The organism is Bifidobacterium amazonense, assembly GCF_018555435.2.
Taxonomy (GTDB): Bacteria; Actinomycetota; Actinomycetes; order Actinomycetales; family Bifidobacteriaceae; genus Bifidobacterium; species Bifidobacterium amazonense.
Genome location: NZ_JAFEJT020000013.1, coordinates 13,431 through 39,012 on the forward strand (window position 1 = coordinate 13,431; position 25,582 = coordinate 39,012).

A 25,582-nucleotide genomic window follows, 5' to 3' on the forward strand; every position below is an offset into this window, starting at 1 on the left:
GGTTTACCTAATATCCTTCCTGTCACTATAGCGGCCTGACGCCCGCGCCGGGCCGGGCCGCCACGCCGGGGCGCGGGACGGACGGCGAGAGGATAAGCTGTTGTCGGCTTTCGTTCCGGCCGAAAGGATGAACGGTCGGACGAACGGACAACGTTCACGAGAAGGAGCTCAAGGGCAATGCCGCGCAAGTTCACGCTCTCCCCCACCGTCGGCAAGGTCATGCTGCTGGCATGCGCGATGCTGTGGGGAGGCAGCTATCCGACCGCGAAGGTCGCGATGAGCGTCGTCACGCCGCAGTATCTGATGGCGATCCGACTGCTCGCCGCGTCGGCGATCATGCTCGTGCTGTTCCGCAGGCAGATCGTGCCGTATCTCAACCGTCGGATCATCGTGCCTGGCCTGCTCGTCGGCGCGACGTACTGGGGCACGATGGTCAGCCAGATGACCGGCCTGACGATGATCGAGCCGGGACGCAGCGCGTTTCTGACGGCCGCGTACTGCGTGATCGTGCCGTTCACGTCGTGGCTGCTCATGCACCAGCGGCCGACCGCACGCAATCTGGTCGCGGCCGCGCTGTGCCTGACCGGCGTCGGCTTCGTCTCGCTCAGCTCCGGGCTCGGGGGGTTCTCGATCGGGCTCGGCGACCTGCTCACGCTGCTGTGCGCGTGCGTGTTCTCGTTCAATCTGGTCTGGCTGGGCAAGTTCGGCCAGACGATCCACCCGGTCGCGCTCACGTTCGCGCAGTTCGTGGTCGCCGGCGTCGCGTGCCTGATCGGAGGGATCCTGACCGAGCCGGCGCCGAGCGCGGCTTGGCTCGAGCCGAACGTGCTCGCGTGCCTCGTCTATCTGTTCTTCGGCGCGACGATGTGCGCGCAGATCATGCAGAACGTCGGTCTCAAGGTCACGCCGCCCTCGCAGGCGTCGCTCATCATGTGCCTGGAGACGGTGTTCAGCCTGCTGTTTTCGGTGCTGTTCTACGGCGAGCGCGTCCAGCCGGCGGCCGGCGTGGGCTTCGTGCTGATCTTCTCGGCTATCCTGTGCTCGCAGATCCACCTGAACGGGCGGATGCTGGAGCGGCTGAGGAAGTAGCCCCGGATGCGACCCGGCATCCCGACATACCGACGTCCAAGACATGTTCCGCCGCATGGCTCCAAGCGATCAACGTGATCTGTCGCACGTTTCGCCGCCAACCATCCCGTGAACCGAGCCGTCCCATGCCCTCGGCGAAACCGAGCGTCTAGGATGGGAACCATGAGTGAAACCACAACCTCCGCTTGGGTCAATCCCCTGCGCGACCCGCGCGATCTGCGCCTGCCGCGCATCGCCGGCCCGTGCAGCATCGTGATCTTCGGCGTGACGGGCGACCTGTCGCGCAAAAAGCTGCTGCCCGCCATCTACGACCTCGCCAACCGTGGCCTGCTGCCGCCGAGCTTCGGCCTGACCGGCTTCGCGCGCCGCGACTGGACCGAGGACCAGTTCAAGGATTTCGTGCGCGAGAACGTGATCGCGCACTGCCGCACCCCGTTCAAGGAGTCCACCTGGAAGCAGCTGGCCTCCGGCATCCGCTTCGTGCAGGGCACGTTCGAGGACAAGAAGGCGTTCGAGCGCCTGTCGGACACAGTCGCCGAGCTTGACCGCGACCGCGGCACGCGCGGCAACCACGCGTTCTACATGTCCGTGCCGCCGCGCGACTTCCCGATCGTCGCCCGCCAGCTGGCCGACTGCGGCCTGTCGCGCTCCACCGAGGGCGCGTGGAGGCGCGTGATCATCGAGAAGCCGTTCGGCCACGATCTGGCGAGCGCGAACGATCTCAACCGCGTCGTCTCCGAGGTCTTCGACCCGTCGAGCGTGTTCCGCATCGACCACTACCTCGGCAAGGAGACCGTGCAGAACATCCTCGCACTGCGCTTCGCGAACGCGATGTACGAGCCGATCTGGAACGCGAACTACGTCGACCACGTGCAGATCACGATGGCCGAGGACATCGGCGTGGCCGGTCGCGCCGGCTACTACGACGGCATCGGCGCGGCACGCGACGTGATCCAGAACCATCTGCTGCAGCTGCTCGCGCTGACCGCGATGGAGGAGCCGGTCTCGTTCTCCGCGGCCGATCTGATCGCCGAGAAGACGAAGATCCTGTCCGCCGTGCGCATTCCGCGCGATCTGGCGGCGCATACGGCCCGCGGCCAGTACGCGGCCGGCTGGCAGGGTTCGCACGAGGTCGTCGGCTATCTGGACGAGAAGGGCATCGACCCGCAGTCCACGACCGAGACGTACGCGGCGATCCGGCTCGATCTGGATACGCGCCGCTGGGCCGGCGTGCCGTTCTATCTGCGCACCGGCAAGCGTCTGGGCAAGCGCGTCACCGAGATCGCGGTCGTCTTCAAGCGCGCCCCGCACCTGCCGTTCGAGTCGACGGCGACGCGTGAGCTCGGCAAGAACGCGATCGTGATTCGCGTGCAGCCCGACGAGGGCGTGACGATGCGGTTCGGCGCGAAGGTGCCGGGCGGCTCGTCGATGGAGGTGCGCGATGTGTCGATGGACTTCAGCTACGGCCGTTCGTTTACCGAAAGCTCGCCGGAAGCCTATGAACGCCTGATTCTGGACGTGCTGCTCGGCGAGCCGCCGCTGTTCCCGACCACGCGCGAGGTGGAGCTGAGCTGGGAGATCCTCGATCCGATCGAGGAGTTCTGGTCGACGCTCGGCCAGCCGCAGCCGTACCGTTCCGGCACGTGGGGGCCGGAGGAGGCCGATGAGATGCTCGCCCGCGACGGACGCCATTGGAGGATGCCATGATCATTGATATGCCGAATACCCGGACCCGCGAGATCTCGAGCAAGATCGACGAACTGCACGAGGAGCGCGGCGAGTCCGCGACCGGCCGCGTGCTCACGCTGCTGATCTCGACGAACGAGGACGAACTGGAGCATGCGCTGGAGCTCGCGAACGCGGCCAGCCGCGAGCATCCGTGCCGCGTGATCGCGATCAGCCCGAAGCGTGGCGCGGCAGCCGCGCAGACGAAGGCCGAGCCGGAGGATGATGCGGCCGCCGACGACGAGACGTCGAATCTGGACGCCCAGGTGCGTTTCGGCGCGGACGCGGGCGCGGGCGAGATCATCGTGCTGCATCCGCGCGGCGGACTGGTGCATCATCAGGACACGTTGGTGATCCCGCTGCTCGTGCCGGACGCGCCGGTCGTGGCCTGGTGGCCGACCGAGGCGCCGGCGAACCCGTCGAAGGACCTGCTCGGCGCGATGGCCCGCAGCCGCATCACCGACGCGATGCGCTCGTCGAACCCGTACCGCACGATCAGCGACCTGCGCCGCAACTGGTCGCCGAAGAACGTGGACATGTCGTGGACGCGTCTGACGGTCTGGCGTGCGATGCTGGCGACGATGCTCGACCAGCCGCCGCACCTGCCGATCAGCACCGTGCGCGTGACCGGACCGAAGGGCTTCCTGCCGATGGACCTGCTCGCCGCCTGGCTGCGCCTGCGGCTCAACGTGCCGGTCGTGGTCGAGGACGTGCCGGGCGCGACCGCCGTGACCGGCGTGTACCTGACCCGTGCCGACGGCGTGCTCAGCCTTGAGCGCCCGGACGCGGAGGAGGGCGTGGCCGTGATCAGCATGCCCGGCCAGTCGCCGCAGACCATCAGCGTACCCGCGCGCACGCTCGAGGAGTGCCTGAGCGAGGAGCTGCGCCGCATGTACCCCGACGAGATCTACGCCGAGGTCATCACCCGCGGCTGGGACCTCATCCACACCACCGACTGATATCGGTATTGCGCCATGCGCAATGCCATATTCCCGACTCGCTCCGCCAATATCCGCGTAACACCGCCGATGCTGGCGGAGCCTCGGCTCCCTCGGCTGAGGGAGCTGTCAGCCGTAGGCTGACTGAGGGAGCGTCGCGAGCGTAGCGAGCCAACAATATCGCATCGGCCGTAGGCCGATTCCAGGCAAAGGAACGTCATGACCAATCGCAAGACCATCATCTATCCGAATCCGACCGTGCTGGCGCAGGCCGTGGCCGCGCGCACGCTGCTGACCATCGGCGACCTGCTCGCCGAGCCGGGCCGCACGCGCGTCGACATCGCCGTGACCGGCGGCACCGACGGCAACCGCGTCTTCCACGAGCTGCTCGCCAGCCCGCTCGCCGAGGCGACCGACTGGTCGCGCGTGCACATCTGGTGGGGCGACGAACGGTTCGTCGCCGCGGACGACGACGATCGTAACGCCAAGCAGGCGCGCGGCGAATTCCTGACCCGCATGATCGACGGCGGCCTGCTGCCGGAGTCGAACATCCACGAGATGCCGGCCGACGTGCGTCCGGCCGACGAGATCGCGTCCGCTTCCGCCGAGGAGACCGACGCTGTGCTGGCCCGGGCCGCCGCCGACTATCAGCGCGAGCTCGAGTCCGAGCTGGGCGACGATCCCGCGCTCGACATCGCGATGTTCGGCGTCGGGCCGGACGCGCATTTCGCGTCGCTGTTCCCCGGACTGCCGCAGGTGCGTCTCGACGATCCGCATGTGCTCGTCGCCGGCGTGCGCGACTCGCCGAAGCCGCCGCCGCTGCGCCTGACGCTCACCGTGCCGATGATCGCGCGCTCGCGTCACACGTGGGTGTTCACGTCCGAGGCGCGCAAGGCCGACGCGGTGGCGAAGGCGTTCGCCGCGCCGCGCAACCCGATGGCCCCCAGCTCGTACGCCGACGGGCAGGAGCTGCTGTGGATGATCGACGAGGGCGCGGCCTCGAAGCTGTGACGTACGGATGTCTGATTGCGCCGGCCGATTACGCTGTCCGGCTGTGATATTCGATTGCGCCGGGTCGCCGATCTTACCGATCGGCGGCCCGGCGCTTTGTTGTGTCGTTCGTTACGCGGAGCTGCGGCATGCAGGACCGTCGGCGCGCGGCACGATCAGTACACGGAGTAGCCGCCGTCGACCTGCAGGTTCGTGCCGGTGACGTAGCTGGACGCGTCGCTGGCCAGGAACAGCACCGCCGAGGCGATCTCCTCGTTGGTGCCGAACCGGCGCATCGGCACGGGCGCGGTCATCAGATCATGGCCGTCGGGCGTGATGCGCCCCTCGAAGATACCCGACCACACGTAGCCGGGCGAGATCGCGTTCGACCGGATGCCGTACGGAGCGAGCGCGGCCGCCAGATACCGGGCGTACTCGTAGATGCCGGCCTTGGTCGCGCCGTACGCGGCCACCGGAGAGGGACCACCGGCGATGAAGTTCGCGTTGTGCGCGGACAACGACGACGTAAAGATCAGCGAACCGCCGTGCTTGTGCTCGCGCATGATGTGCTGCGCGGCCTGCGCGGTCAGATACGCGCCCGTCAGATTGATGTCGAGCGTCCTCTGCCAGACCTCGTACGGCTCGTCGGCATCGTCGCCGGGCACGTTCACGCCCGCGTTGATGAACGCGACGTCGACCGTGCCGAGTTCGTCGACCAGCGACGACTTGAGCGCGGCGACCTGCCCGCGATCCGACACGTCGCAGTACAGCGGCACGACATGCGTGCCGTACCGTTCGGACATCTCCTTCGCCAGCGGTTCGAGCGTCTCCCTCGTGCGCGGCAGATCGACGATCGCCACGTCGGCGCCGGCCTCCGCCCACGCTGCCGCGGCGTTGCGACCCAGGCCGCCCGCTCCGCCGGTCACGAATCCCTTCTTGCCGGCGAGCGAGAACCGGTCCATGATCCGGTGACCGGGATCCTTCCAACTGTCGAGCGGGTACTGATCGAATATCGCGTCGTCCACCATGACGGCCTCCGTTTCCATGCGTTGCACGCGTCTGCGGCCTCTTCACCGCGGCCGCTATGCCGAGCCTAGCACGGCGGCCGTCGGGCGGCCATCGACACGCGCGGCGGGTGTGGACGTTGAGCGTTGAGAGTGGCTTGTATCACGCTGTTAAAGAAAAACGGGGGCTGTCCGTTGGGAACGACCCCCGTGGTTACGGACCTTGGGGACGGTCCGACGGACTGTCCCCTCGTTCTGGAATCACAGAGTGATTTCAGAACAACCCGGCTCGCCTCCGGCCCCTGCAATTATGGACTCGCGCTACGCGCGAGACTCAATGCTGCCTCGCGGCTGTCGCCGCTCGGCTGAGGACTGGGGACAGTCCACCGGACTGTCCCCTCGTCCTCGCCTCCGGCCCCTGCAATTAAGGACCTCGCTACGCTCGGGCTCAATACTGCCTTCGCTCGCCTATCGGCTCGCTCAGGCCGAGCCTAAGCACAGCCCACTGGGCTGTGCTTGCCGTAAGGAAATCACAAAGTGATTTCCTTACGGCCCGGCTCGGCCCACAAAGTATGGAACGTGCCCGGCTCGTCGACGCGCTGGTAGGTGTGGGCGCCGAAGAAGTCGCGCTGGCCCTGGATGAGGGCGGCGGGCAGGCGCTTGGAACGCAGGCCGTCGAAGTAGGCCAGCGAGGAGGAGAACACCGGCACCGGGATGCCGAAGGTGACCGCGCGGGCCACGACGCGGCGCCACGAACGCTCGGCCGTTTCGATCGCGTCCTTGAAGTACGGGGCGAACAGCAGGGAGACGTTCGCGTCGCCGGCCTCGAACGCGTCGGAGATGCGGTTGAGGAACTTCGCGCGGATGATGCAGCCGCCGCGCCAGATGCGGGCCACCGCGGCCAGATCGATGTTCCAGTCGTATTCCTTCGCGGCGGCGGTGATCTCGTTGAAGCCCTGCGCGTAGGCGACGATCTTGGACGCGTACAGCGCCTCGCGGATGTCGTTGACGAACGCCTGACGCTCCTCGAGCGGCATCTCGACCGAGCCGGTCGGGCCTTCGAAGTTCTGGCGCTGGGCCTCCTCGCGCAGCTCGCCCTGCGAGGACAGGCCACGGGCAAACACGGCCTCGCCGATGCCGGTGACCGGCACGGCCAGCTCGAGCGCCGTCTGCACGGTCCACGTGCCGGTGCCCTTCATGCCCGCATGATCCACGATCACGTCCACGAGCGGCTTGCCGGTCTTCTTGTCGACCTCGTGCAGCACCTCGGAGGTGATCTCGATCAGGTAGGAGTCCAGCTCGGTCTTGTTCCACTCCTCGAACACGTCGCCGATCTCGCCCGGCTCCATGCCCAGGCCGCGACGCATCAGATCGTAGCTTTCGGCGATCAGCTGCATATCGGAGTATTCGATGCCGTTGTGCACCATCTTGACGAAGTGGCCGGCGCCATCCGAACCGATGTGCGTCACGCACGGCTCACCCTCCGCCTTCGCGGAGATGGACTCGAGGATCGGCTTCAGGGTCTTCCACGACTCCTCGGTGCCGCCGGGCATCATGGACGGACCGAGCAGCGCGCCCTCCTCGCCGCCGGAGACGCCGCAGCCGACGAAGTGCAGGCCGCGGGCGCGGATCGCCTTCTCGCGCTTGATCGTGTCCTTGAAGTAGGAGTTGCCGGCGTCGACGATGATATCGCCCGGCTCCATGAGATCGGCGAGATCGTTGATCATCTCGTCGGTCGGCGCGCCGGCCTTGACCATGATGATCGCGGTGCGCGGCTTGCTCAGCGAGTCGACGAACTCCTTGAGCGTCTTGGCCGGGAAGAACTGGCCCTCGTCGCCGTGCTCGGCGATGAGCTTCTCGGTACGCGAGTAATGACGGTTGAACACGGCGACCTTGTTGCCGTGACGGGCGAGATTGCGCGACAGGCTGGCGCCCATGGCAGCAAGACCGACGACTCCGACGTTCGCTTCAGCGGACATAATAATCCTTCCGATAATGGCATACATATCCGCACCTCAGTCTATAACCCCACCCTCCCGTACGCCACGGTCATTTCCCTCCGCGGAATCGACGACCGCCCGACAGCTATTCAACAGCCAACCGACAGCCAACCGACAGCTGATCGACGGCAACGTTTCCGAACATCATCCGCATCGTTAACGGTCACAACGTGAGACGACATCTCCGTATCCGGACACCGGTCCCTAGCATGTCGGGTAATCCGCAAAACGGAACGCAACCGTCCGGCCGGGGCCACGCCTGTGCCGGGCGCACAACTCAGGTATTACGCAAGGTTATAGAGAGAAGTCTTTCTCGTGGAAAACGTGAAGAAATTCGCCGATTGGCTGACCAAGTGGTTCACGCTGATCGTGATCGTATGGGCCGTGTTCAACTATTTCGTGCCGCAGACCTCGCTGTGGGGCAAGAGCTACACCGGCTATCTGCTGGGCATCGTGCTGTTCGGCATGGGCCTGACGCTGACGCTTGACGACTTCAAGCGCATCCTCACCCAGCCGCTCATGGTCATCGTCGGCACCGTCGCGCACTTCGTGATCATGCCGCTCATCGCCGTGCTGCTGTGCACGATCTTCCACCTGTCCGGCCCGCTGGCCGTGGGCGTGATCCTCGTCGGCTGCTGCCCGTCCGGCACGTCGTCGAACGTGATGAGCTACCTGTCGCGCGGCGACGTGGCGCTCGACGTGTCGATCGGCATCCTGTCGACCCTGTGCGCGCCGTTCATGATCCCGCTGCTGATGCAGCTGCTGGCCTCGCAGTACGTGGCCGTGCCGGTCGCGTCGCTGTTCCTCAACGCCGTCAAGGTCGTGCTGTTCCCGATCGCGCTCGGCGTGATCTGCCACATGATCTTCGGCAAGAAGATCGAGACCGTCACCGTCGCGCTGCCGATCGTCTCGCAGGTCGCCATCCTGCTCATCATCGGCGTGGTCGTCGCGGCCAACGGCCCGAAGCTGTTCGTGGCCTCCTCGCTCATGGCCATCCCGGTCGTCATCCTGCACAACCTCTCCGGCTACGCACTGGGCTTCGGCTTCTCCAAGCTCATGTACAAGGTGTATCCGAAGGGCTTCCGCTACGCGCAGCAGAAGGCCATCACCTTCGAAGTGGGCATGCAGGACTCCGCTCTGGGCGCGACGCTGGCGCTGACCTCGTTCGCCTCCAACCCGATCGCAGCCGTGCCGTCCACGTTCTTCTCCGTGTGGCACAACATCTCCGGCTCGATCCTGTCGAGCTGGTGGCGCAACCACGATGACCGCCACGAGATCCACTGGGATTCCGACAACGGCGAGAAGGGTTCCGCCAAGGGCGCGGATGCGGCCAACGAGCATGCGTTCGACGCCGACAAGAAGGCCAAGGCCGCCGCGGCCGCCAAGTGACGCCATCCGGCTTCGTCAGTCCGCTGGCTGATCAGAAAAGGCCGTAACTCAATCCCCTGTGCACATTGGGATTGACTTACGGCCTTTTTCATGCCCGTATACGACCGTAACTCAATGACGGACACGGCATAATGTTGAGTTACGGTCGTTCGCACGGTGCCCGTCTTAGTTTTCCTTGGCTCCCTTTGTCAGGGAAGCCGCGAAAAAGCCATCACAGCGTCTTGACGAACTCGCCCAGCCGGCGCAGGCCCTCGGCGAGCGCCTCGCGCGACGCCGCGTACGAGAGCCTCACATGCGTGTCGGCGGTGGCCGGGCCGAAATCGCGTCCCGGGGTCAGCGCCACATGCGCCTCGTTCAGCGCACGTTCGCAGAACGTCCACGCATCCAGTCCGGTCGAGGAGACGTTGAAGTACGCGTAGAACGCGCCGTTCGGCTCCACTTCGAGCGGCAGGCCGATCGCGCGCAGTCCGTCGACCACGATGCGCCGGCGGGCCAGCAGCTCCTGCCGACGCTCCTCGCATACGGCAAGGCTTTCGGGCGTGAAGCAGGCCACGGCCGCGTGCTGGGTGGGCGTGTGCGCGCACAGGTAGAAGTTGGTGGCCAGATCGTCCACCGCCTCGATCGTGTATTCGGGAATCACCGCCCAGCCGAGTCGCCAGCCGGTCATGCCGAAGAACTTCGAGAAGCTGTTGCATACGATCGCGTCCGGGTCGGCGAGCAGCACCGAACGCACCTCGCTGCCGTCCGGCTCGCGGTCGGCCAGATCGAGATACGTCTCGTCGACGATGCGCCACGCGCCGCGTTCACGTGCCAGATCACACACGGCCTTGAGCGTATCGAATTCGATCGTCGTGCCGGTCGGGTTCGACGGCGACGTGATCATCACGGCCTTGGTATGCTCGCTCCACGCACCGTCGACCAGTTCCGGCGTCAGATGGAACCGGGTCGCCGCGCTGGTCGGCACGTCCACGACAGAACCGCCGAACGAGCGCACGAGTTCGCGGTTGCACGGATACGACGGGTCGGCGATGATCACCTCGTCGCCCGGGTCGACGGTGAGCGCGGTCGCCAGCAGCAGCGCCGCCGAGCCGCCCGACGTGATCACGATGCGCTTCGGGTCGATGTCGACGCCGTGCTTGGTGCGGTAGAAGTCGGCGATCGCACGGCGCAGCTCGGGCAGGCCGAACGCGGCGGTGTACGGCAGCGGACGACCGTCGTACTGTTCGCGCATCGCCTCGCGCACGGCCGGCGGCGCGCCGAAGTCGGGCTCCCCCAGGCTCAGCTTGACCACATCGATGCCGCTCGCGATCATATTGTCGGCCTTCTCGCCGAACACCATCGCACGGAACGGCTGCGCCTCGCGCGCACGCTGCGCCATCACCGGATGCCTGTCTGCCATATCATGCTTCCTTCATCGTCACGCAGGTTCATCGCCGCGCGGTGCGGCTCCCCTGGTCCGTCGTTCGTTTCCGTTCCCGATTCTAGTGTTCCGGGCATCAATCGCAGCCGTTTTGCCCGTTTCCCGCGCAAATTCGTCCTGTACGACGTTCTGCGCGTCATCTTGCGCGTCGTCGTCCTGCGCGGCATCCTGCGTGACGATCTGCGCATCGCCCTGCACATCGCCCCGCGCGTCGACCGTGCCGTCCGCCGTCGTCGACGCGACGATCTCGTCGTACAGCCGCGCCAGCCGCTCGTCGCGCACGGCCTTCGCCAATTCGCACTCCCACACGACGATCACGCGCCAGCCGGCCGCGCGCAGCTCGGCATGCTGTCGTACGTCGCGATCATGATTACGCAGCAGTTTCGTGCTCCAGAACTCCACGTTCGACTTGGGCATCGCATGCTTCGAGCAGCCCTCGTGCATGTGCCAGAAGCAGCCGTTGACGAATACGATCGCATGATATTTCGGCAGCACCACGTCCGGGTGCCCGGGGTACCGTTTGTCGTTCTTGCGGAACCGCAGTCCGCGACGGAACAGGTAGCTGCGCACGAGCACCTCGATCGTCGTGTCCTTGCCGCGGATGTGCGACATGGTGTAGCTGCGCGTGCCACGCTCGTATCGTTCGGGCGATGCCGTGTGTTTGCCGACCATGGGGCACCATGGTAGTTCATCGCCGGTAGTTTACGACCGCCAGTTCGCCACTGGCAACTCAGCACCGACGGCTCACCACCGACAGCACGACACCGGCGGTCCGCGGCCGAGAGCTCCCCACCGGCGTTCACCGCCGGATCCTAGAATGAGAATGCTGTCATATCCGTTTTTCGATCGACGATCGTTCGATCGACGATTGCTCGATCAATGATTCAAGGAGGAACGATGGGAGTCACCGGCAACGCAACAGGCAGACTCAACGGACGTCAGGCCGAAGCCGAAGCGCAGGGCCTGAAGGTGAACGTGGCGATCCTCGGCGCGGGCCGCATCGCCATCCACATGGCCGAGACGCTCACGAAAATGGCCGCCGACGAACGCTACCGCGATCTGATCACGCCGTACGCGGTCGCCGCGCGCGACGCCGACCGTGCGGCCGCGTTCGCCGCGCAGCACGGATTCCCCGTCTCCTACGGCTCGTACGAAGAGCTGCTGGCCGATCCGAACGTGGATCTGGTGTACATCGCGACTCCGCACAGCCTGCACGCCGAACAGGGCATCGCCTGCCTGGAGGCCGGCAAGAACATTCTGGTCGAAAAGTCGTTCACGGCGAACGCCGCGCAGGCGCGGTCGCTGCTCGATGCGGCCGATCGCACCGGCCTGCTGTGCACGGAGGCGATCTGGACACGCTACATGCCGTCGCGCGCGCTGATCGACGACGTCGTCGCGTCCGGCCGTATCGGCGAGGTGCGTGCGATCAACGCGAACCTGTGCTATCCGGTGACCGGCAAGCCGCGCATGACCGATCCGGCGCTGGCCGGCGGCGCACTGCTCGACGTCGGCGTGTATCCGCTCAACTTCATCGACATGGTGATGGGCGGCGACGGCTCGGTGCCGGTCGAGCGCATCGCGACGTCGATGATGCCGTACGAAACCGGCGTGGACGCACAGAATTCAGCGACGCTGTACTATGCCGGCGGCGCGGGCGGCGTGATGGCCACGGCCGTCTCGTCGATGCTGTGCGCGTCGGACCGCGACGGCGTGATCTGGGGCACGGACGGCTACGTCGTGTGCCGCAACATCAACAACGTCGAGGCGATCGACGTGTACGGGCCGGACCATGCGCTGCGCGAACGCATCGATGTGCCCGCGCAGCTGACCGGCTACGAGTACGAGGTCGCCGCGGCCGCGAATGCGATCCTCGACGGCCGCGGCGAATGCGCGGAAATGCCCCATGCGGACACGCTGCGCATCATGGAGCTCATGGATGCGCTGCGCGACCGCTGGGGTCTGCGCTACCCGTTCGAGTGACGGCCGATCAGCCTTCGGCCACGGCCTGGATCGCGACCGCGCCGACGAAGTTGACCGGCTGACTGAAGTTCGGCTGGAAGAACAGGTCCGCGCCGGCCAGATCGTCGATCGTGAACCCGGCCTGAATCGCCACGGACACGACGTTCGCGGCCTGCGAGATGTCGTGCTTGGACAGGAACTGCGCGCCAAGGATGCGCCGCGTGTCCGGATCCCACACGAGCGTGGCCGTCACCGGCGTGGTGGTGAGCATGAAGTCCGGGCGATAGTCCTGCACGAGCGTGGTGGAGCGTGCGGTCAGGCCGCGGCGTTCCACACCGCCCAGAGTGAGTCCGGTCGCGGACATGGCCAGATCATACAGCTGCACCGCGCTGGTCGCCTGCGTGCCGAGGTAACGCTTGGTCGGCGCGACGATGTTCTCGCCGACGAGCAGGCCCTGACGCACGGCGTTCGTGGCGAGCGGAATGTAGTCGTCCTTGCCGGTCGGATTGTAGTGCACGGTCGCGCTGTCGCCGGCCGCGAACACGTCGTTGAGCACCGTGCCGTCCGTCAGCGAGGCGCGCATGTAGTCGTCGACGATGATCGCGCCGTTGCCGATCGTGGCGAGCTGGTCGGCGAACAGCGCGGTGTTCGGGCGGAATCCCGCGCCGAGAATCGCCACGTCGGCCGTGTATTCGCCCCGCTCGGTGACGACGGTCACGCCGGAACCGTCCGCGCCGTCCGAACCGGAGGCCGGGCGGAACGCGACGACCTTCTGTCCGAGCGCAAGCGTCACGCCGTGATCGGAGAACGCCTGCTCGACCTGATCGCTGATCGCCGCGTCGAAATTGTTCGCGAGCACGCGCGGCAGAGCGTCGACCAACGTGGTCTTGACGCCGATGTCGCTGAACTGTTCCGCCAGTTCCGCGCCGATGTAGCCGGCGCCGATCACGACCGCCGTCTTCGCGCTCTTGGCGCGCTCCTTGATCGCGAGCGCGTGACCCCAGTTCTTGCACAGCATGACCGTGCCGTTTTCGAGCGCCGCGTCAAGACCGTCGATCGGCGGGATCACGGGCGCGGAGCCAGTGGTGACGACCAGCTTGTCGAACACGTAGTCCGTGGTTTCGCCGGTTTCCAGGTCTTTGGCGGTGAGCGTCTTGCCGGTGACGTCGACGCCCAGCACATCGTGGCGCATGTGCATGGTGGCACCGGCTTCGGCGAGCGCGGCGGGCGACGAGTAGAACATGCGCTTGGGATCGGAGACGTGGTCGCCGACCCACAGCGCGATGCCGCACGAGAGGAACGACAGCGAATCGTTGCGCTCGAAGACGTGCACGGTCCAATCGGGATGATGCTGGAGGATGGACGTGGCGGCGAACGTGCCGGCGTGCGTGCAGCCGACGATGGCGACGGTGGTCATGGGAAGCGCTCCTTTGCTTCGGTTCAGTCAGTTTAGGCGACATTGTCAATCCACCATTGTGCCATTGATCCGCGGATGGGCCTGCATGCGGCGGTTCACGGCGAGTCGGCATGTTCGTTTTCATCAAGCCAAACCCCTCATCCCGCCGACTCTTTGCTATTAAATGTGCAGAGTAAATAGCTCTTCGCGTTTTGGTGTGTAAAGGGCTGTTGGTTGATGGTGTGTGGCTGGGGGTGTGTGCATGGACGGTATATGTGCGCGGTTTATGACCGTGTTTAATGAGCCGTCTATGTCCACGCTCCTCGTAATGGACTGGGTATGCCCACGATTATCAGATTAAATGATCCGCTTCCACCCACGCTTGGCACGGGTTCGGTCTTTGAACCGGTTTCCTGTTGTGGATAATGATCCGTCTATGCCCACACTCGGTCTTGGATGACGCTGATTCACCGTGCCCGTCGGACGTGGTGTGGGTGGAAATGGTACATTACGGGGTTTTCGTATTGTTGCTGCGTGTAGGCGTCCTCTGGTGGTGTCGGAATCACGCTGTCGCGTGATGCAGTGTTGTCATGGGATTACGCGGTAGCGCAATCCCGGCATCGCGCTGCCGCGCCCGCATGTGTTCAACGCACTATGATGCTGGCGGAGCCTCGGCCCCCTCGGATAGGCCGAGCTGTGAAGAAAACAGTCCAGTGGACTGTTTTTAGGCGAGGAGCGAGCGATAGCGAGCCAGCAATAACGCTCGCGAAGCGAGTCCATAATTGCAGGACGCTGTCAGCCGCAGGCTGACTGGGGGAGCGTCGCGGCGCCACACGCCGCCAACAAGCACAGCATCGCACGACAGCGCGATTCCAATACTTCGGACCGCACCCGGAACGCATAACTCATACATGGTAAACACTCACGCCGGCGGTAGATCGAAAAGTATTTGTAAGTAAATGTGGTGAGTTTATGGTGAGTCAGGTGGTTTATGGTGAGTCGGCTCGGAATGCAAGAAACCCCGCATGCCTTGGAAACATTGGCTTGCGGGGTTATCCGTGGTGGCTCCGAGCGGCATCGATCCGCTGACCTAACGATTTTCAGTCGTTCGCTCTACCAACTGAGCTACAGAGCCAGAGAACAGTTGAAAAAGCCCGGAAAACCGGGCAGCTTCACCATTCCAGCGACCCCGGCCGGACTTGAACCGGTGACCTCCGCCGTGACAGGGCGGCGCTCTAACCAACTGAGCTACGGGGCCGTGTTGTTCTCGCTTGCGTGAGGCAACGAGTAGATATATTACATGATCTCAGGCCTTGCGCAAGTTACGGCGTGTCGCGCTATTTTCCAACGTTTTGAGGGTCATCAAGCGGTCAGGCGCCAACCGGAAAAATCGTCCGCTTCACCCGACCATCGCCGCCGTACTGTAATCGCCAACGTTCCCATAGCCGTCGATGCTCGGGCGCGTGCCGTACTTGCGCAGATAGTCCTCCATGTAGTCGTCCAGATCATCCCACTCGTAGCACTGCCCATCCAGCTCGGCCGCGCAGTCGGTCGTCACGTCTCCATAGTCGCCGTAGCCACCGTTGTCATCGGAGTAGCCGTAACCGTCGCGATCGTAGACGGCGTAGTCCATGGCCTGTCCAAACGCGAAGACCGCGATCATGATGACCGCCGTCAGCAGCGCCGTGGAGATCGCGCCCACGACGATGCCGGCGATTGCGAGTCCCTTACTTTTTTCGCGGCTTTTGTTGATCTGCACGAGCGCGATGATCGACAGCACGAGTCCGACGGGTGGGATCGGAAACGCCAGCACGAACCCGACGATGCTCAGAATGTTCCAACGCTGGTACGACGGCTCGTCATACGCCGGATACCAGCCCGGCGCCGGCTGGCCGTATGGCGACCGTCCGTACGGCTGTTGCCCGTATGCCGACTGCCCGTATGACGGTCCATATTGTTGTCCGTATTGCGACGACTGACTGTACGCCTGCTCGCCGTATTGCGACGACTGACCGTACGCCTGCTCGCCGTATTGCGACGACGGACCATACGCCTGCCCGTATGGCGATTGGTCGTTCTGCGGCTGACCATAAGGCTGCTGTTCGTACGATGATGCCGCGGACTGCTGCCCGTATGCTTGGCCGTATTGCGACGACTGACCGTACGCCTGCTGTCCCGACGCCTGTCCGTATGCCGCCTGTCCGTATGGCGACTGCTGCCCGCCGGACTGCGGCTGAGACGACTGAGACGACTGTGACGGCGACTGATACGACGGCTGGGCCGACGCTGGCGTCTGGAAATAGCCGTTCGAATGGTCGTTGTTGCCGGAGTCGTCGGTTCCGTTGCCGTATGGCGTTTGCGGCGATGCATTGTTCTCACTCATGGTTTCAGCTTAAACGCCACCGCCACCATTCCGACCCGGCAGATCTCCCGGCGGATCTCCCGGCGAACATCCCAGCACACATCTCGACAGACCCCGGCAGACCGCATGACCACTATCCCCCACCCAAAAGCGCGTCAGTCGGACGCCCGAAGCCCATCCCCCGACTCGTGAAGGATGCGCCAGCAATAGCCGAAAGCAGGATTCCCGGCCCGTGCCGCGGCGCGGATCCTCGCCGCCACGGTCACTACGGACAGTCCGACGTCGAGGCTGCGCGCCGCGGCCTGCGCGGACCGGTGTATGGCGATCCGCTCGCCGGTGTGTTCGTCGCACTGTTCGAGCCGCATGAGCTTCAACCGCTTGTCGCGCAGTACGGGCGTGCGCTTGTCGGCGTATTTCCACCAGTAGCCGCCGACCGGCCGGCCCGCGTCGATCGCCTGGATGATGGAGTTCGGATATGCGATTCCTACGGCTTGTGCGGCGTCTTTGACGGATTCGTAGCGTTGGAGCACGGTGCCGTCGCGGTCGAGCCGGCAGATGCCGCGCTCGTGCCCGATGCGCTTGGTCCATTTGCGTAATGGCCGTTCGTCGCCGCGCCGCCGCCATAGCCAGCCGCCTGCCGGGATTTGCCGCGAACATGCGGTGCCGATCGATTCGGGCAGTACGCCGACGGCTCGCGCGGCGGCCGGATACCCGTCGTATACGGCTTCGACCTTGAGTGTTTTGGGGTCGATTTGTTCGACGATAATGCCCGCGCCGCCTGTGTCGTCGGGGTTTTTGAGCGTGGTCCATGTGCGGCCGCAGTATGCGGTGCCGTCGCGCAGCGCCTGTTGCAGGTTTGCGAAGGTGGCGTCGGGGTGTCCGTGTTCGGCGAGCCATGCGACGGCTTTGCGTATGCCGCGGAATTGGCCGATGGTGCCGTCGGGGTCGTGCATGTACAGCATTGCGCTCCCCTGCCGTTTACCGCGGTTCGTCGAAGAACGACGTCCAGTCGTCTTCGATGTTGGCGTTGGTCGTGTTGCGTTGCGTGATGTTGGGGTTGGTGCTGTCTGCGGCGATGTTGGGATCGTCGTATTGCATGATGTCGGCGCTAGTGTTGGCGCTGGTGTTGATGTTGCCGGTCGTGGCGTTGGCTGCGTTGGATTTGGCTGGTTTGCCGGTGATGCCGGTGGAGTGTCCTCCGTGTGGGCGGCGGCGACGTACGACCAACCAACGAACGATGATGATGCCGAGGATGAATACGGTTGCCGCGACCGAGACGATTGCCGTCGTGTACGTGCGCACCGGCGTATCGTAATCCGTAGTATCCGGCACCTTCGGGTTCGGAATACGATGACCACGCACCAGAAGCCTGTGCGTATTCACCCCGTACGGCGTACAGGTGACCACGGTCGCATAATCCTTACCGTCCTCGATATTCAAATTATCGAGCTCGTTCGGGAGCACCACGCTGATCTTGTCAACCTGATACGTGTACGTCTCATCCAACACGTGAAACGCAAACGTATCCCCTTTGACGAGGGTATCGAGGCCGGTCAGCAGCTTCGCACTCGGCAAACCAGTATGACCCGACACGACAGCATGCGTGGTCACACCACCAACGGGAAGCGAACTGCCTTCCAAGTGGCCGATGGCAATCTGCAGCACACCCTCATCCGTACCGTGATAGACAGGGAAACGCACCTTCAACTTCGGGATCGTGACATACCCCATAATGCCGGTACCCGATACGTCCAATATCGACTCGTACTCTTTCTTCTGCTCATCAGTCAGACGCCACCGGTCAGCAATCGACGGCAGTTTCGCATTGTATTCGCGCGCGGCTTTAAGCATCTCCTGCTTCTTCGCCTTGCTCAGGTCTTCCGTCTGCTCGATATACGTGGCCACCGCACGGGACTGGTGCATACGATTCCACCAATCCGCCACCGACGGATACGCGAGAAGACCAATACCAACCACGAGGACCACTGCGAAGAACACGGAAATGATCGTGGAAATTATGTCAATCGGCCTACGCTTCCGACCACGAGCAGCCATAACCGGTTCCTTTCCACGAGAGAGCGAGCATGAGATACGAGAGAAGACCTTCCCCGACCGTCGGAATAGGAGTAACGAACGATCGGAGAAGGTCTGTTTTGTGTTATACGGGCGATGGGATGGATAGGAGAACATGAGCACTCACGAGGTGAAGAGAGGTGAGGAATGTGAGCCCCCACGCCCATTCATGCCATCAAGTCTTTGGTTATTCGTTCCCGACTCACGTCTAGAACGGGAACTTCCACCACGGTGGAAGTAGTCCCGCGGTTTGGTCGAAAATCAGTTTCCGGCGCACGATTCCGAAAACCAATCCCAACCATCACCGCGGGAAGCATTACATTGAGCTAATTCGGGTAATAGGAGTAGCGGCTTCGCTCGTGGAATCGCACTGCGTGCGATCCTGTGTTGTCAGCGGCCGTTGGCCGCAACCGCTCCGCGCAACAGCATCGCGCTCACGCGCGATACAGCGTACTCAGCGGCCTATGGCCGCAAACGCTCGCATCGCTCGCGTTATGGAATCACGCTGTCGCGTGATGCATGGTCATCGGCAACGCCGTCACGTTGCAAACACTCCTCTTGCGCTCCGTGTACCGGAATCACGCTAACGCGTGATACTGCGCTGTTGGCAGTACTAGCGTGCTGCGACGCTCCCTCAGTCCGCCTACGGCGGCCAGCTCCCTCAGCCGAGGGGGCCCGCCAGGCCACCACAACCACTGTGGTTATTGAAGCTCAACCTCCAACCCCAGAAATCCTTCCGAAGCTGGCGGAGCCTCGGCTCCCTCGGCTGAGGGAGCTGGCCGCCGCAGGCGGACTGAGGGAGCGTCGCAGCACGCTAGTACTGCCAACAGCGCAGTATCACGCGTTAGCGTGATTCCGGTACACGGAGCGCAAGAGGAGTGTTTGCAACGTGACGGCGTTGCCGATGACCATGCATCACGCGACAGCGTGATTCCATAACGCGAGCGATGCGAGCGTTTGCGGCCATAGGCCGCTGAGTACGCTGTATCGCGCGTGAGCGCGATGCTGTTGCGCGGAGCGGTTGCGGCCAACGGCCGCTGACAACACAGGATCGCACGCAGTGCGATTCCACGAGCGAAGCCGCTACTCCTATTACCCGAATTAGCTCAATGTAATGCTTCCCGCGGTGATGGTTGGGATTGGTTTTCGGAATCGTGCGCCGGAAACTGATTTTCGACCAAACCGCGGGACTACTTCCACCGTGGTGGAAGTTCCCGTTCTAGACGTGAGTCGGGAACGAATAACCAAAGACTTGATGGCATGAATGGGCGTGGGGGCTCACATTCCTCACCTCTCTTCACCTCGTGAGTGCTCATGTTCTCCTATCCATCCCATCGCCCGTATAACACAAAACAGACCTTCTCCGATCGTTCGTTACTCCTATTCCGACGGTCGGGGAAGGTCTTCTCTCGTATCTCATGCTCGCTCTCTCGTGGAAAGGAACCGGTTATGGCTGCTCGTGGTCGGAAGCGTAGGCCGATTGACATAATTTCCACGATCATTTCCGTGTTCTTCGCAGTGGTCCTCGTGGTTGGTATTGGTCTTCTCGCGTATCCGTCGGTGGCGGATTGGTGGAATCGTATGCACCAGTCCCGTGCGGTGGCCACGTATATCGAGCAGACGGAAGACCTGAGCAAGGCGAAGAAGCAGGAGATGCTTAAAGCCGCGCGCGAATACAATGCGAAACTGCCGTCGATTGCTGACCGGTGGCGTCTGACTGATGAGCAGAAGAAAGAGTACGAGTCGATATTGGACGTATCGGGTACCGGCATTATGGGGTATGTCACGATCCCGAAGTTGAAGGTGCGTTTCCCTGTCTATCACGGTACGGATGAGGGTGTGCTGCAGATTGCCATCGGCCACTTGGAAGGCAGTTCGCTTCCCGTTGGTGGTGTGACCACGCATGCTGTCGTGTCGGGTCATACTGGTTTGCCGAGTGCGAAGCTGCTGACCGGCCTCGATACCCTCGTCAAAGGGGATACGTTTGCGTTTCACGTGTTGGATGAGACGTACACGTATCAGGTTGACAAGATCAGCGTGGTGCTCCCGAACGAGCTCGATAATTTGAATATCGAGGACGGTAAGGATTATGCGACCGTGGTCACCTGTACGCCGTACGGGGTGAATACGCACAGGCTTCTGGTGCGTGGTCATCGTATTCCGAACCCGAAGGTGCCGGATACTACGGATTACGATACGCCGGTGCGCACGTACACGACGGCAATCGTCTCGGTCGCGGCAACCGTATTCATCCTCGGCATCATCATCGTTCGTTGGTTGGTCGTACGTCGCCGCCGCCCACACGGAGGACACTCCACCGGCATCACCGGCAAACCAGCCAAATCCAACGCAGCCAACGCCACGACCGGCAACATCAACACCAGCGCCAACACTAGCGCCGACATCATGCAATACGACGATCCCAACATCGCCGCAGACAGCACCAACCCCAACATCACGCAACGCAACACGACCAACGCCAACATCGAAGACGACTGGACGTCGTTCTTCGACGAACCGCGGTAAACGGCAGGGGAGCGCAATGCTGTACATGCACGACCCCGACGGCACCATCGGCCAATTCCGCGGCATACGCAAAGCCGTCGCATGGCTCGCCGAACACGGACACCCCGACGCCACCTTCGCAAACCTGCAACAGGCGCTGCGCGACGGCACCGCATACTGCGGCCGCACATGGACCACGCTCAAAAACCCCGACGACACAGGCGGCGCGGGCATTATCGTCGAACAAATCGACCCCAAAACACTCAAGGTCGAAGCCGTATACGACGGGTATCCGGCCGCCGCGCGAGCCGTCGGCGTACTGCCCGAATCGATCGGCACCGCATGTTCGCGGCAAATCCCGGCAGGCGGCTGGCTATGGCGGCGGCGCGGCGACGAACGGCCATTACGCAAATGGACCAAGCGCATCGGGCACGAGCGCGGCATCTGCCGGCTCGACCGCGACGGCACCGTGCTCCAACGCTACGAATCCGTCAAAGACGCCGCACAAGCCGTAGGAATCGCATATCCGAACTCCATCATCCAGGCGATCGACGCGGGCCGGCCGGTCGGCGGCTACTGGTGGAAATACGCCGACAAGCGCACGCCCGTACTGCGCGACAAGCGGTTGAAGCTCATGCGGCTCGAACAGTGCGACGAACACACCGGCGAGCGGATCGCCATACACCGGTCCGCGCAGGCCGCGGCGCGCAGCCTCGACGTCGGACTGTCCGTAGTGACCGTGGCGGCGAGGATCCGCGCCGCGGCACGGGCCGGGAATCCTGCTTTCGGCTATTGCTGGCGCATCCTTCACGAGTCGGGGGATGGGCTTCGGGCGTCCGACTGACGCGCTTTTGGGTGGGGGATAGTGGTCATGCGGTCTGCCGGGGTCTGTCGAGATGTGTGCTGGGATGTTCGCCGGGAGATCCGCCGGGAGATCTGCCGGGTCGGAATGGTGGCGGTGGCGTTTAAGCTGAAACCATGAGTGAGAACAATGCATCGCCGCAAACGCCATACGGCAACGGAACCGACGACTCCGGCAACAACGACCATTCGAACGGCTATTTCCAGACGCCAGCGTCGGCCCAGCCGTCGTATCAGTCGCCGTCACAGTCGTCTCAGTCGTCTCAGCCGCAGTCCGGCGGGCAGCAGTCGCCATACGGACAGGCGGCATACGGACAGGCGTCGGGACAGCAGGCGTACGGTCAGTCGTCGCAATACGGCCAAGCATACGGGCAGCAGTCCGCGGCATCATCGTACGAACAGCAGCCTTATGGTCAGCCGCAGAACGACCAATCGCCATACGGGCAGGCGTATGGTCCGTCGTCGCAATACGGCGAGCAGGCGTACGGTCAGTCGTCGCAATACGGCGAGCAGGCGTACAGTCAGTCGTCGCAATACGGACAACAATATGGACCGTCATACGGGCAGTCGGCATACGGGCAACAGCCGTACGGACGGTCGCCATACGGCCAGCCGGCGCCGGGCTGGTATCCGGCGTATGACGAGCCGTCGTACCAGCGTTGGAACATTCTGAGCATCGTCGGGTTCGTGCTGGCGTTTCCGATCCCACCCGTCGGACTCGTGCTGTCGATCATCGCGCTCGTGCAGATCAACAAAAGCCGCGAAAAAAGTAAGGGACTCGCAATCGCCGGCATCGTCGTGGGCGCGATCTCCACGGCGCTGCTGACGGCGGTCATCATGATCGCGGTCTTCGCGTTTGGACAGGCCATGGACTACGCCGTCTACGATCGCGACGGTTACGGCTACTCCGATGACAACGGTGGCTACGGCGACTATGGAGACGTGACGACCGACTGCGCGGCCGAGCTGGATGGGCAGTGCTACGAGTGGGATGATCTGGACGACTACATGGAGGACTATCTGCGCAAGTACGGCACGCGCCCGAGCATCGACGGCTATGGGAACGTTGGCGATTACAGTACGGCGGCGATGGTCGGGTGAAGCGGACGATTTTTCCGGTTGGCGCCTGACCGCTTGATGACCCTCAAAACGTTGGAAAATAGCGCGACACGCCGTAACTTGCGCAAGGCCTGAGATCATGTAATATATCTACTCGTTGCCTCACGCAAGCGAGAACAACACGGCCCCGTAGCTCAGTTGGTTAGAGCGCCGCCCTGTCACGGCGGAGGTCACCGGTTCAAGTCCGGCCGGGGTCGCTGGAATGGTGAAGCTGCCCGGTTTTCCGGGCTTTTTCAACTGTTCTCTGGCTCTGTAGCTCAGTTGGTAGAGCGAACGACTGAAAATCGTTAGGTCAGCGGATCGATGCCGCTCGGAGCCACCACGGATAACCCCGCAAGCCAATGTTTCCAAGGCATGCGGGGTTTCTTGCATTCCGAGCCGACTCACCATAAACCACCTGACTCACCATAAACTCACCACATTTACTTACAAATACTTTTCGATCTACCGCCGGCGTGAGTGTTTACCATGTATGAGTTATGCGTTCCGGGTGCGGTCCGAAGTATTGGAATCGCGCTGTCGTGCGATGCTGTGCTTGTTGGCGGCGTGTGGCGCCGCGACGCTCCCCCAGTCAGCCTGCGGCTGACAGCGTCCTGCAATTATGGACTCGCTTCGCGAGCGTTATTGCTGGCTCGCTATCGCTCGCTCCTCGCCTAAAAACAGTCCACTGGACTGTTTTCTTCACAGCTCGGCCTATCCGAGGGGGCCGAGGCTCCGCCAGCATCATAGTGCGTTGAACACATGCGGGCGCGGCAGCGCGATGCCGGGATTGCGCTACCGCGTAATCCCATGACAACACTGCATCACGCGACAGCGTGATTCCGACACCACCAGAGGACGCCTACACGCAGCAACAATACGAAAACCCCGTAATGTACCATTTCCACCCACACCACGTCCGACGGGCACGGTGAATCAGCGTCATCCAAGACCGAGTGTGGGCATAGACGGATCATTATCCACAACAGGAAACCGGTTCAAAGACCGAACCCGTGCCAAGCGTGGGTGGAAGCGGATCATTTAATCTGATAATCGTGGGCATACCCAGTCCATTACGAGGAGCGTGGACATAGACGGCTCATTAAACACGGTCATAAACCGCGCACATATACCGTCCATGCACACACCCCCAGCCACACACCATCAACCAACAGCCCTTTACACACCAAAACGCGAAGAGCTATTTACTCTGCACATTTAATAGCAAAGAGTCGGCGGGATGAGGGGTTTGGCTTGATGAAAACGAACATGCCGACTCGCCGTGAACCGCCGCATGCAGGCCCATCCGCGGATCAATGGCACAATGGTGGATTGACAATGTCGCCTAAACTGACTGAACCGAAGCAAAGGAGCGCTTCCCATGACCACCGTCGCCATCGTCGGCTGCACGCACGCCGGCACGTTCGCCGCCACGTCCATCCTCCAGCATCATCCCGATTGGACCGTGCACGTCTTCGAGCGCAACGATTCGCTGTCGTTCCTCTCGTGCGGCATCGCGCTGTGGGTCGGCGACCACGTCTCCGATCCCAAGCGCATGTTCTACTCGTCGCCCGCCGCGCTCGCCGAAGCCGGTGCCACCATGCACATGCGCCACGATGTGCTGGGCGTCGACGTCACCGGCAAGACGCTCACCGCCAAAGACCTGGAAACCGGCGAAACCACGGACTACGTGTTCGACAAGCTGGTCGTCACCACTGGCTCCGCGCCCGTGATCCCGCCGATCGACGGTCTTGACGCGGCGCTCGAAAACGGCACGGTCATGCTGTGCAAGAACTGGGGTCACGCGCTCGCGATCAAGGAGCGCGCCAAGAGCGCGAAGACGGCGGTCGTGATCGGCGCCGGCTACATCGGCGCGGAACTGGCGGAACAGTTCAGCGACATCGGCGTCAAGACCACGTTGGTCGACGCTCTGCCGCGCGTGCTCGCGAACAATTTCGACGCGGCGATCAGCGATCAGGTCGAGCAGGCGTTCTCCGATCACGGCGTGACGCTTGCGCTCGGACAGAAGGTCGTCGCGTTCCGCCCGGCCTCCGGTTCGGACGGCGCGGACGGTTCCGGCGTGACCGTCGTCACCGAGCGGGGCGAATACACGGCCGACGTGGCGATTCTCGGCGCGGGATTCCGCCCGAACACCGCGCTGTTCGCCGACCAGCTCGCCACGATCGGCAACGGCGCGATCATCGTCGACGACTACATGCGCGCCTCGCTGACGGACGGCACGGTGCTCAACGACGTGTTCGCGGCCGGCGACAGCGCGACCGTGCACTACAATCCGACCGGCAAGGACGACTACATTCCGCTCGCCACGAACGCCGTGCGTCAGGGCCTGCTCGTCGGCGAGAACATCGTCGCGCCGACCAAGCGTTACCTCGGCACGCAGGCGACCAGCGCGGTGCAGCTGTATGATCTGGCCATGTCCGCGACCGGACTCACTCTGGGCGGTGTGGAACGCCGCGGCCTGACCGCACGCTCCACCACGCTCGTGCAGGACTATCGCCCGGACTTCATGCTCACCACCACGCCGGTGACGGCCACGCTCGTGTGGGATCCGGACACGCGGCGCATCCTTGGCGCGCAGTTCCTGTCCAAGCACGACATCTCGCAGGCCGCGAACGTCGTGTCCGTGGCGATTCAGGCCGGGTTCACGATCGACGATCTGGCCGGCGCGGACCTGTTCTTCCAGCCGAACTTCAGTCAGCCGGTCAACTTCGTCGGCGCGGTCGCGATCCAGGCCGTGGCCGAAGGCTGATCG

The 25,582-nt window shown here is 63.4% G+C and carries 17 protein-coding genes, 4 tRNA genes and 1 pseudogene; 12 read left to right on the forward strand and 10 right to left on the reverse strand.

The window, feature by feature from the left end; translation table 11 throughout:
* Window positions 1-177 precede the first annotated feature (177 nt).
* The 4 genes from JS533_RS04560 (at window position 178) to pgl (ending at window position 4,763) form a co-directional block, all read left to right on the forward strand.
* Window positions 178-1,089, forward strand: a complete 912-nt coding sequence (locus JS533_RS04560; protein WP_241513332.1) for a DMT family transporter — start codon at window positions 178-180, stop codon at window positions 1,087-1,089.
* Window positions 1,090-1,242: 153 nt separating this feature from the next.
* On the forward strand, window positions 1,243-2,796 hold the full coding sequence (gene zwf, locus JS533_RS04565; RefSeq protein WP_241513333.1) for a glucose-6-phosphate dehydrogenase: 1,554 nt from the start codon (window positions 1,243-1,245) through the stop codon (window positions 2,794-2,796).
* Window positions 2,793-3,773 (forward strand): glucose-6-phosphate dehydrogenase assembly protein OpcA, encoded by a 981-nt coding sequence (locus JS533_RS04570; protein WP_241513334.1) that lies wholly within the window; start codon window positions 2,793-2,795, stop codon window positions 3,771-3,773. Before zwf ends, JS533_RS04570 begins: the two co-directional genes overlap by 4 nt.
* Before the next feature lie 198 nt (window positions 3,774-3,971).
* Complete coding sequence (gene pgl / locus JS533_RS04575; RefSeq protein ID WP_241513335.1) at window positions 3,972-4,763, forward strand: 6-phosphogluconolactonase; 792 nt, start codon at window positions 3,972-3,974, stop codon at window positions 4,761-4,763.
* Window positions 4,764-4,918: 155 nt separating this feature from the next.
* Here pgl and JS533_RS04580 read toward each other — a convergent pair whose 3' ends face one another.
* Window positions 4,919-5,788, reverse strand: a complete 870-nt coding sequence (locus JS533_RS04580; RefSeq protein WP_241513336.1) for an SDR family oxidoreductase — start codon at window positions 5,786-5,788, stop codon at window positions 4,919-4,921.
* 488 nt (window positions 5,789-6,276) lie between these two features.
* Window positions 6,277-7,725, reverse strand: coding sequence for an NADP-dependent phosphogluconate dehydrogenase (gene gndA, locus JS533_RS04585; RefSeq protein WP_241513337.1), 1,449 nt, complete (start codon window positions 7,723-7,725; stop codon window positions 6,277-6,279).
* Window positions 7,726-8,061: 336 nt separating this feature from the next.
* Here gndA and JS533_RS04590 point away from each other — a divergent pair, with 336 nt between their 5' ends.
* Window positions 8,062-9,135 carry a bile acid:sodium symporter family protein gene (locus tag JS533_RS04590; RefSeq protein ID WP_241513338.1) on the forward strand — a complete coding sequence of 358 codons (1,074 nt, stop codon included), beginning with the start codon at window positions 8,062-8,064 and terminating at the stop codon, window positions 9,133-9,135.
* Window positions 9,136-9,346: 211 nt separating this feature from the next.
* Here JS533_RS04590 and JS533_RS04595 read toward each other — a convergent pair whose 3' ends face one another.
* Both JS533_RS04595 and JS533_RS04600 read right to left on the reverse strand, forming a co-directional pair.
* A complete protein-coding gene (locus JS533_RS04595; RefSeq protein ID WP_241513339.1) occupies window positions 9,347-10,534 on the reverse strand; it encodes a pyridoxal phosphate-dependent aminotransferase in 1,188 nt (395 codons plus the stop codon).
* A 261-nt stretch (window positions 10,535-10,795) separates the two neighbouring features.
* Window positions 10,796-11,227 (reverse strand): annotated as a pseudogene (locus tag JS533_RS04600) (very short patch repair endonuclease); the annotation flags it as partial.
* 225 nt (window positions 11,228-11,452) lie between these two features.
* On the opposite strand from JS533_RS04600, the gene JS533_RS04605 reads away from it, so the two are divergent.
* Entirely contained in the window at window positions 11,453-12,535 is a 1,083-nt protein-coding gene (locus JS533_RS04605; RefSeq protein WP_241513340.1) for a Gfo/Idh/MocA family protein, read from the forward strand.
* A 7-nt stretch (window positions 12,536-12,542) separates the two neighbouring features.
* Here JS533_RS04605 and JS533_RS04610 read toward each other — a convergent pair whose 3' ends face one another.
* From JS533_RS04610 to JS533_RS04635, 6 genes are all read right to left on the reverse strand, one after another.
* Complete coding sequence (locus JS533_RS04610; protein ID WP_241513341.1) at window positions 12,543-13,931, reverse strand: FAD-dependent oxidoreductase; 1,389 nt, start codon at window positions 13,929-13,931, stop codon at window positions 12,543-12,545.
* Window positions 13,932-14,969: 1,038 nt separating this feature from the next.
* Window positions 14,970-15,045: transfer RNA gene (locus JS533_RS04615), tRNA-Phe, on the reverse strand.
* A gap of 49 nt (window positions 15,046-15,094) precedes the next feature.
* Window positions 15,095-15,168: transfer RNA gene (locus JS533_RS04620), tRNA-Asp, on the reverse strand.
* Window positions 15,169-15,309: 141 nt separating this feature from the next.
* Window positions 15,310-16,293, reverse strand: coding sequence for a DUF4190 domain-containing protein (locus tag JS533_RS04625; protein WP_241513342.1), 984 nt, complete (start codon window positions 16,291-16,293; stop codon window positions 15,310-15,312).
* Window positions 16,294-16,427: 134 nt separating this feature from the next.
* On the reverse strand, window positions 16,428-17,234 hold the full coding sequence (locus JS533_RS04630) for an NUMOD1 domain-containing DNA-binding protein (RefSeq protein ID WP_241513343.1): 807 nt from the start codon (window positions 17,232-17,234) through the stop codon (window positions 16,428-16,430).
* Window positions 17,235-17,250: 16 nt separating this feature from the next.
* On the reverse strand, window positions 17,251-18,327 hold the full coding sequence (locus tag JS533_RS04635; protein WP_241513344.1) for a class C sortase: 1,077 nt from the start codon (window positions 18,325-18,327) through the stop codon (window positions 17,251-17,253).
* 1,467 nt (window positions 18,328-19,794) lie between these two features.
* Between JS533_RS04635 and JS533_RS04640 the strand changes: the two genes are divergently transcribed.
* From JS533_RS04640 to JS533_RS04665, 6 genes are all read left to right on the forward strand, one after another.
* Window positions 19,795-20,871: a class C sortase gene (locus tag JS533_RS04640; protein WP_241513344.1), complete on the forward strand. Its 1,077-nt coding sequence runs from the start codon at window positions 19,795-19,797 to the stop codon at window positions 20,869-20,871.
* A gap of 16 nt (window positions 20,872-20,887) precedes the next feature.
* Window positions 20,888-21,694 (forward strand): NUMOD1 domain-containing DNA-binding protein, encoded by an 807-nt coding sequence (locus JS533_RS04645; protein ID WP_241513343.1) that lies wholly within the window; start codon window positions 20,888-20,890, stop codon window positions 21,692-21,694.
* A 134-nt stretch (window positions 21,695-21,828) separates the two neighbouring features.
* A complete protein-coding gene (locus JS533_RS04650; protein ID WP_241513342.1) occupies window positions 21,829-22,812 on the forward strand; it encodes a DUF4190 domain-containing protein in 984 nt (327 codons plus the stop codon).
* A 141-nt stretch (window positions 22,813-22,953) separates the two neighbouring features.
* Window positions 22,954-23,027: transfer RNA gene (locus JS533_RS04655), tRNA-Asp, on the forward strand.
* Between the two features lie 49 nt (window positions 23,028-23,076).
* A tRNA-Phe gene (locus JS533_RS04660) sits at window positions 23,077-23,152 on the forward strand.
* A 1,038-nt stretch (window positions 23,153-24,190) separates the two neighbouring features.
* Window positions 24,191-25,579, forward strand: coding sequence for an FAD-dependent oxidoreductase (locus JS533_RS04665; RefSeq protein WP_241513341.1), 1,389 nt, complete (start codon window positions 24,191-24,193; stop codon window positions 25,577-25,579).
* Window positions 25,580-25,582: the final 3 nt, after the last annotated feature.

Excerpts from the sequence above, each read along its gene's own strand:
- JS533_RS04560 (WP_241513332.1), top strand. The coding sequence starts at position 178 with ATGCCGCGCAAGTTCACGCTCTCCCCCACCGTCGGCAAGGTCATGCTG.
- zwf (WP_241513333.1), top strand. The coding sequence starts at position 1,243 with ATGGGAACCATGAGTGAAACCACAACCTCCGCTTGGGTCAATCCCCTG.
- JS533_RS04570 (WP_241513334.1), top strand. The coding sequence starts at position 2,793 with ATGATCATTGATATGCCGAATACCCGGACCCGCGAGATCTCGAGCAAG.
- pgl (WP_241513335.1), top strand. The coding sequence starts at position 3,972 with ATGACCAATCGCAAGACCATCATCTATCCGAATCCGACCGTGCTGGCG.
- JS533_RS04580 (WP_241513336.1), bottom strand. The coding sequence starts at position 5,788 with ATGGAAACGGAGGCCGTCATGGTGGACGACGCGATATTCGATCAGTAC.
- gndA (WP_241513337.1), bottom strand. The coding sequence starts at position 7,725 with ATGTCCGCTGAAGCGAACGTCGGAGTCGTCGGTCTTGCTGCCATGGGC.
- JS533_RS04595 (WP_241513339.1), bottom strand. The coding sequence starts at position 10,534 with ATGGCAGACAGGCATCCGGTGATGGCGCAGCGTGCGCGCGAGGCGCAG.
- JS533_RS04605 (WP_241513340.1), top strand. The coding sequence starts at position 11,453 with ATGGGAGTCACCGGCAACGCAACAGGCAGACTCAACGGACGTCAGGCC.
- JS533_RS04610 (WP_241513341.1), bottom strand. The coding sequence starts at position 13,931 with ATGACCACCGTCGCCATCGTCGGCTGCACGCACGCCGGCACGTTCGCC.
- JS533_RS04625 (WP_241513342.1), bottom strand. The coding sequence starts at position 16,293 with ATGAGTGAGAACAATGCATCGCCGCAAACGCCATACGGCAACGGAACC.
- JS533_RS04630 (WP_241513343.1), bottom strand. The coding sequence starts at position 17,234 with ATGCTGTACATGCACGACCCCGACGGCACCATCGGCCAATTCCGCGGC.
- JS533_RS04635 (WP_241513344.1), bottom strand. The coding sequence starts at position 18,327 with ATGGCTGCTCGTGGTCGGAAGCGTAGGCCGATTGACATAATTTCCACG.
- JS533_RS04640 (WP_241513344.1), top strand. The coding sequence starts at position 19,795 with ATGGCTGCTCGTGGTCGGAAGCGTAGGCCGATTGACATAATTTCCACG.
- JS533_RS04645 (WP_241513343.1), top strand. The coding sequence starts at position 20,888 with ATGCTGTACATGCACGACCCCGACGGCACCATCGGCCAATTCCGCGGC.
- JS533_RS04650 (WP_241513342.1), top strand. The coding sequence starts at position 21,829 with ATGAGTGAGAACAATGCATCGCCGCAAACGCCATACGGCAACGGAACC.
- JS533_RS04665 (WP_241513341.1), top strand. The coding sequence starts at position 24,191 with ATGACCACCGTCGCCATCGTCGGCTGCACGCACGCCGGCACGTTCGCC.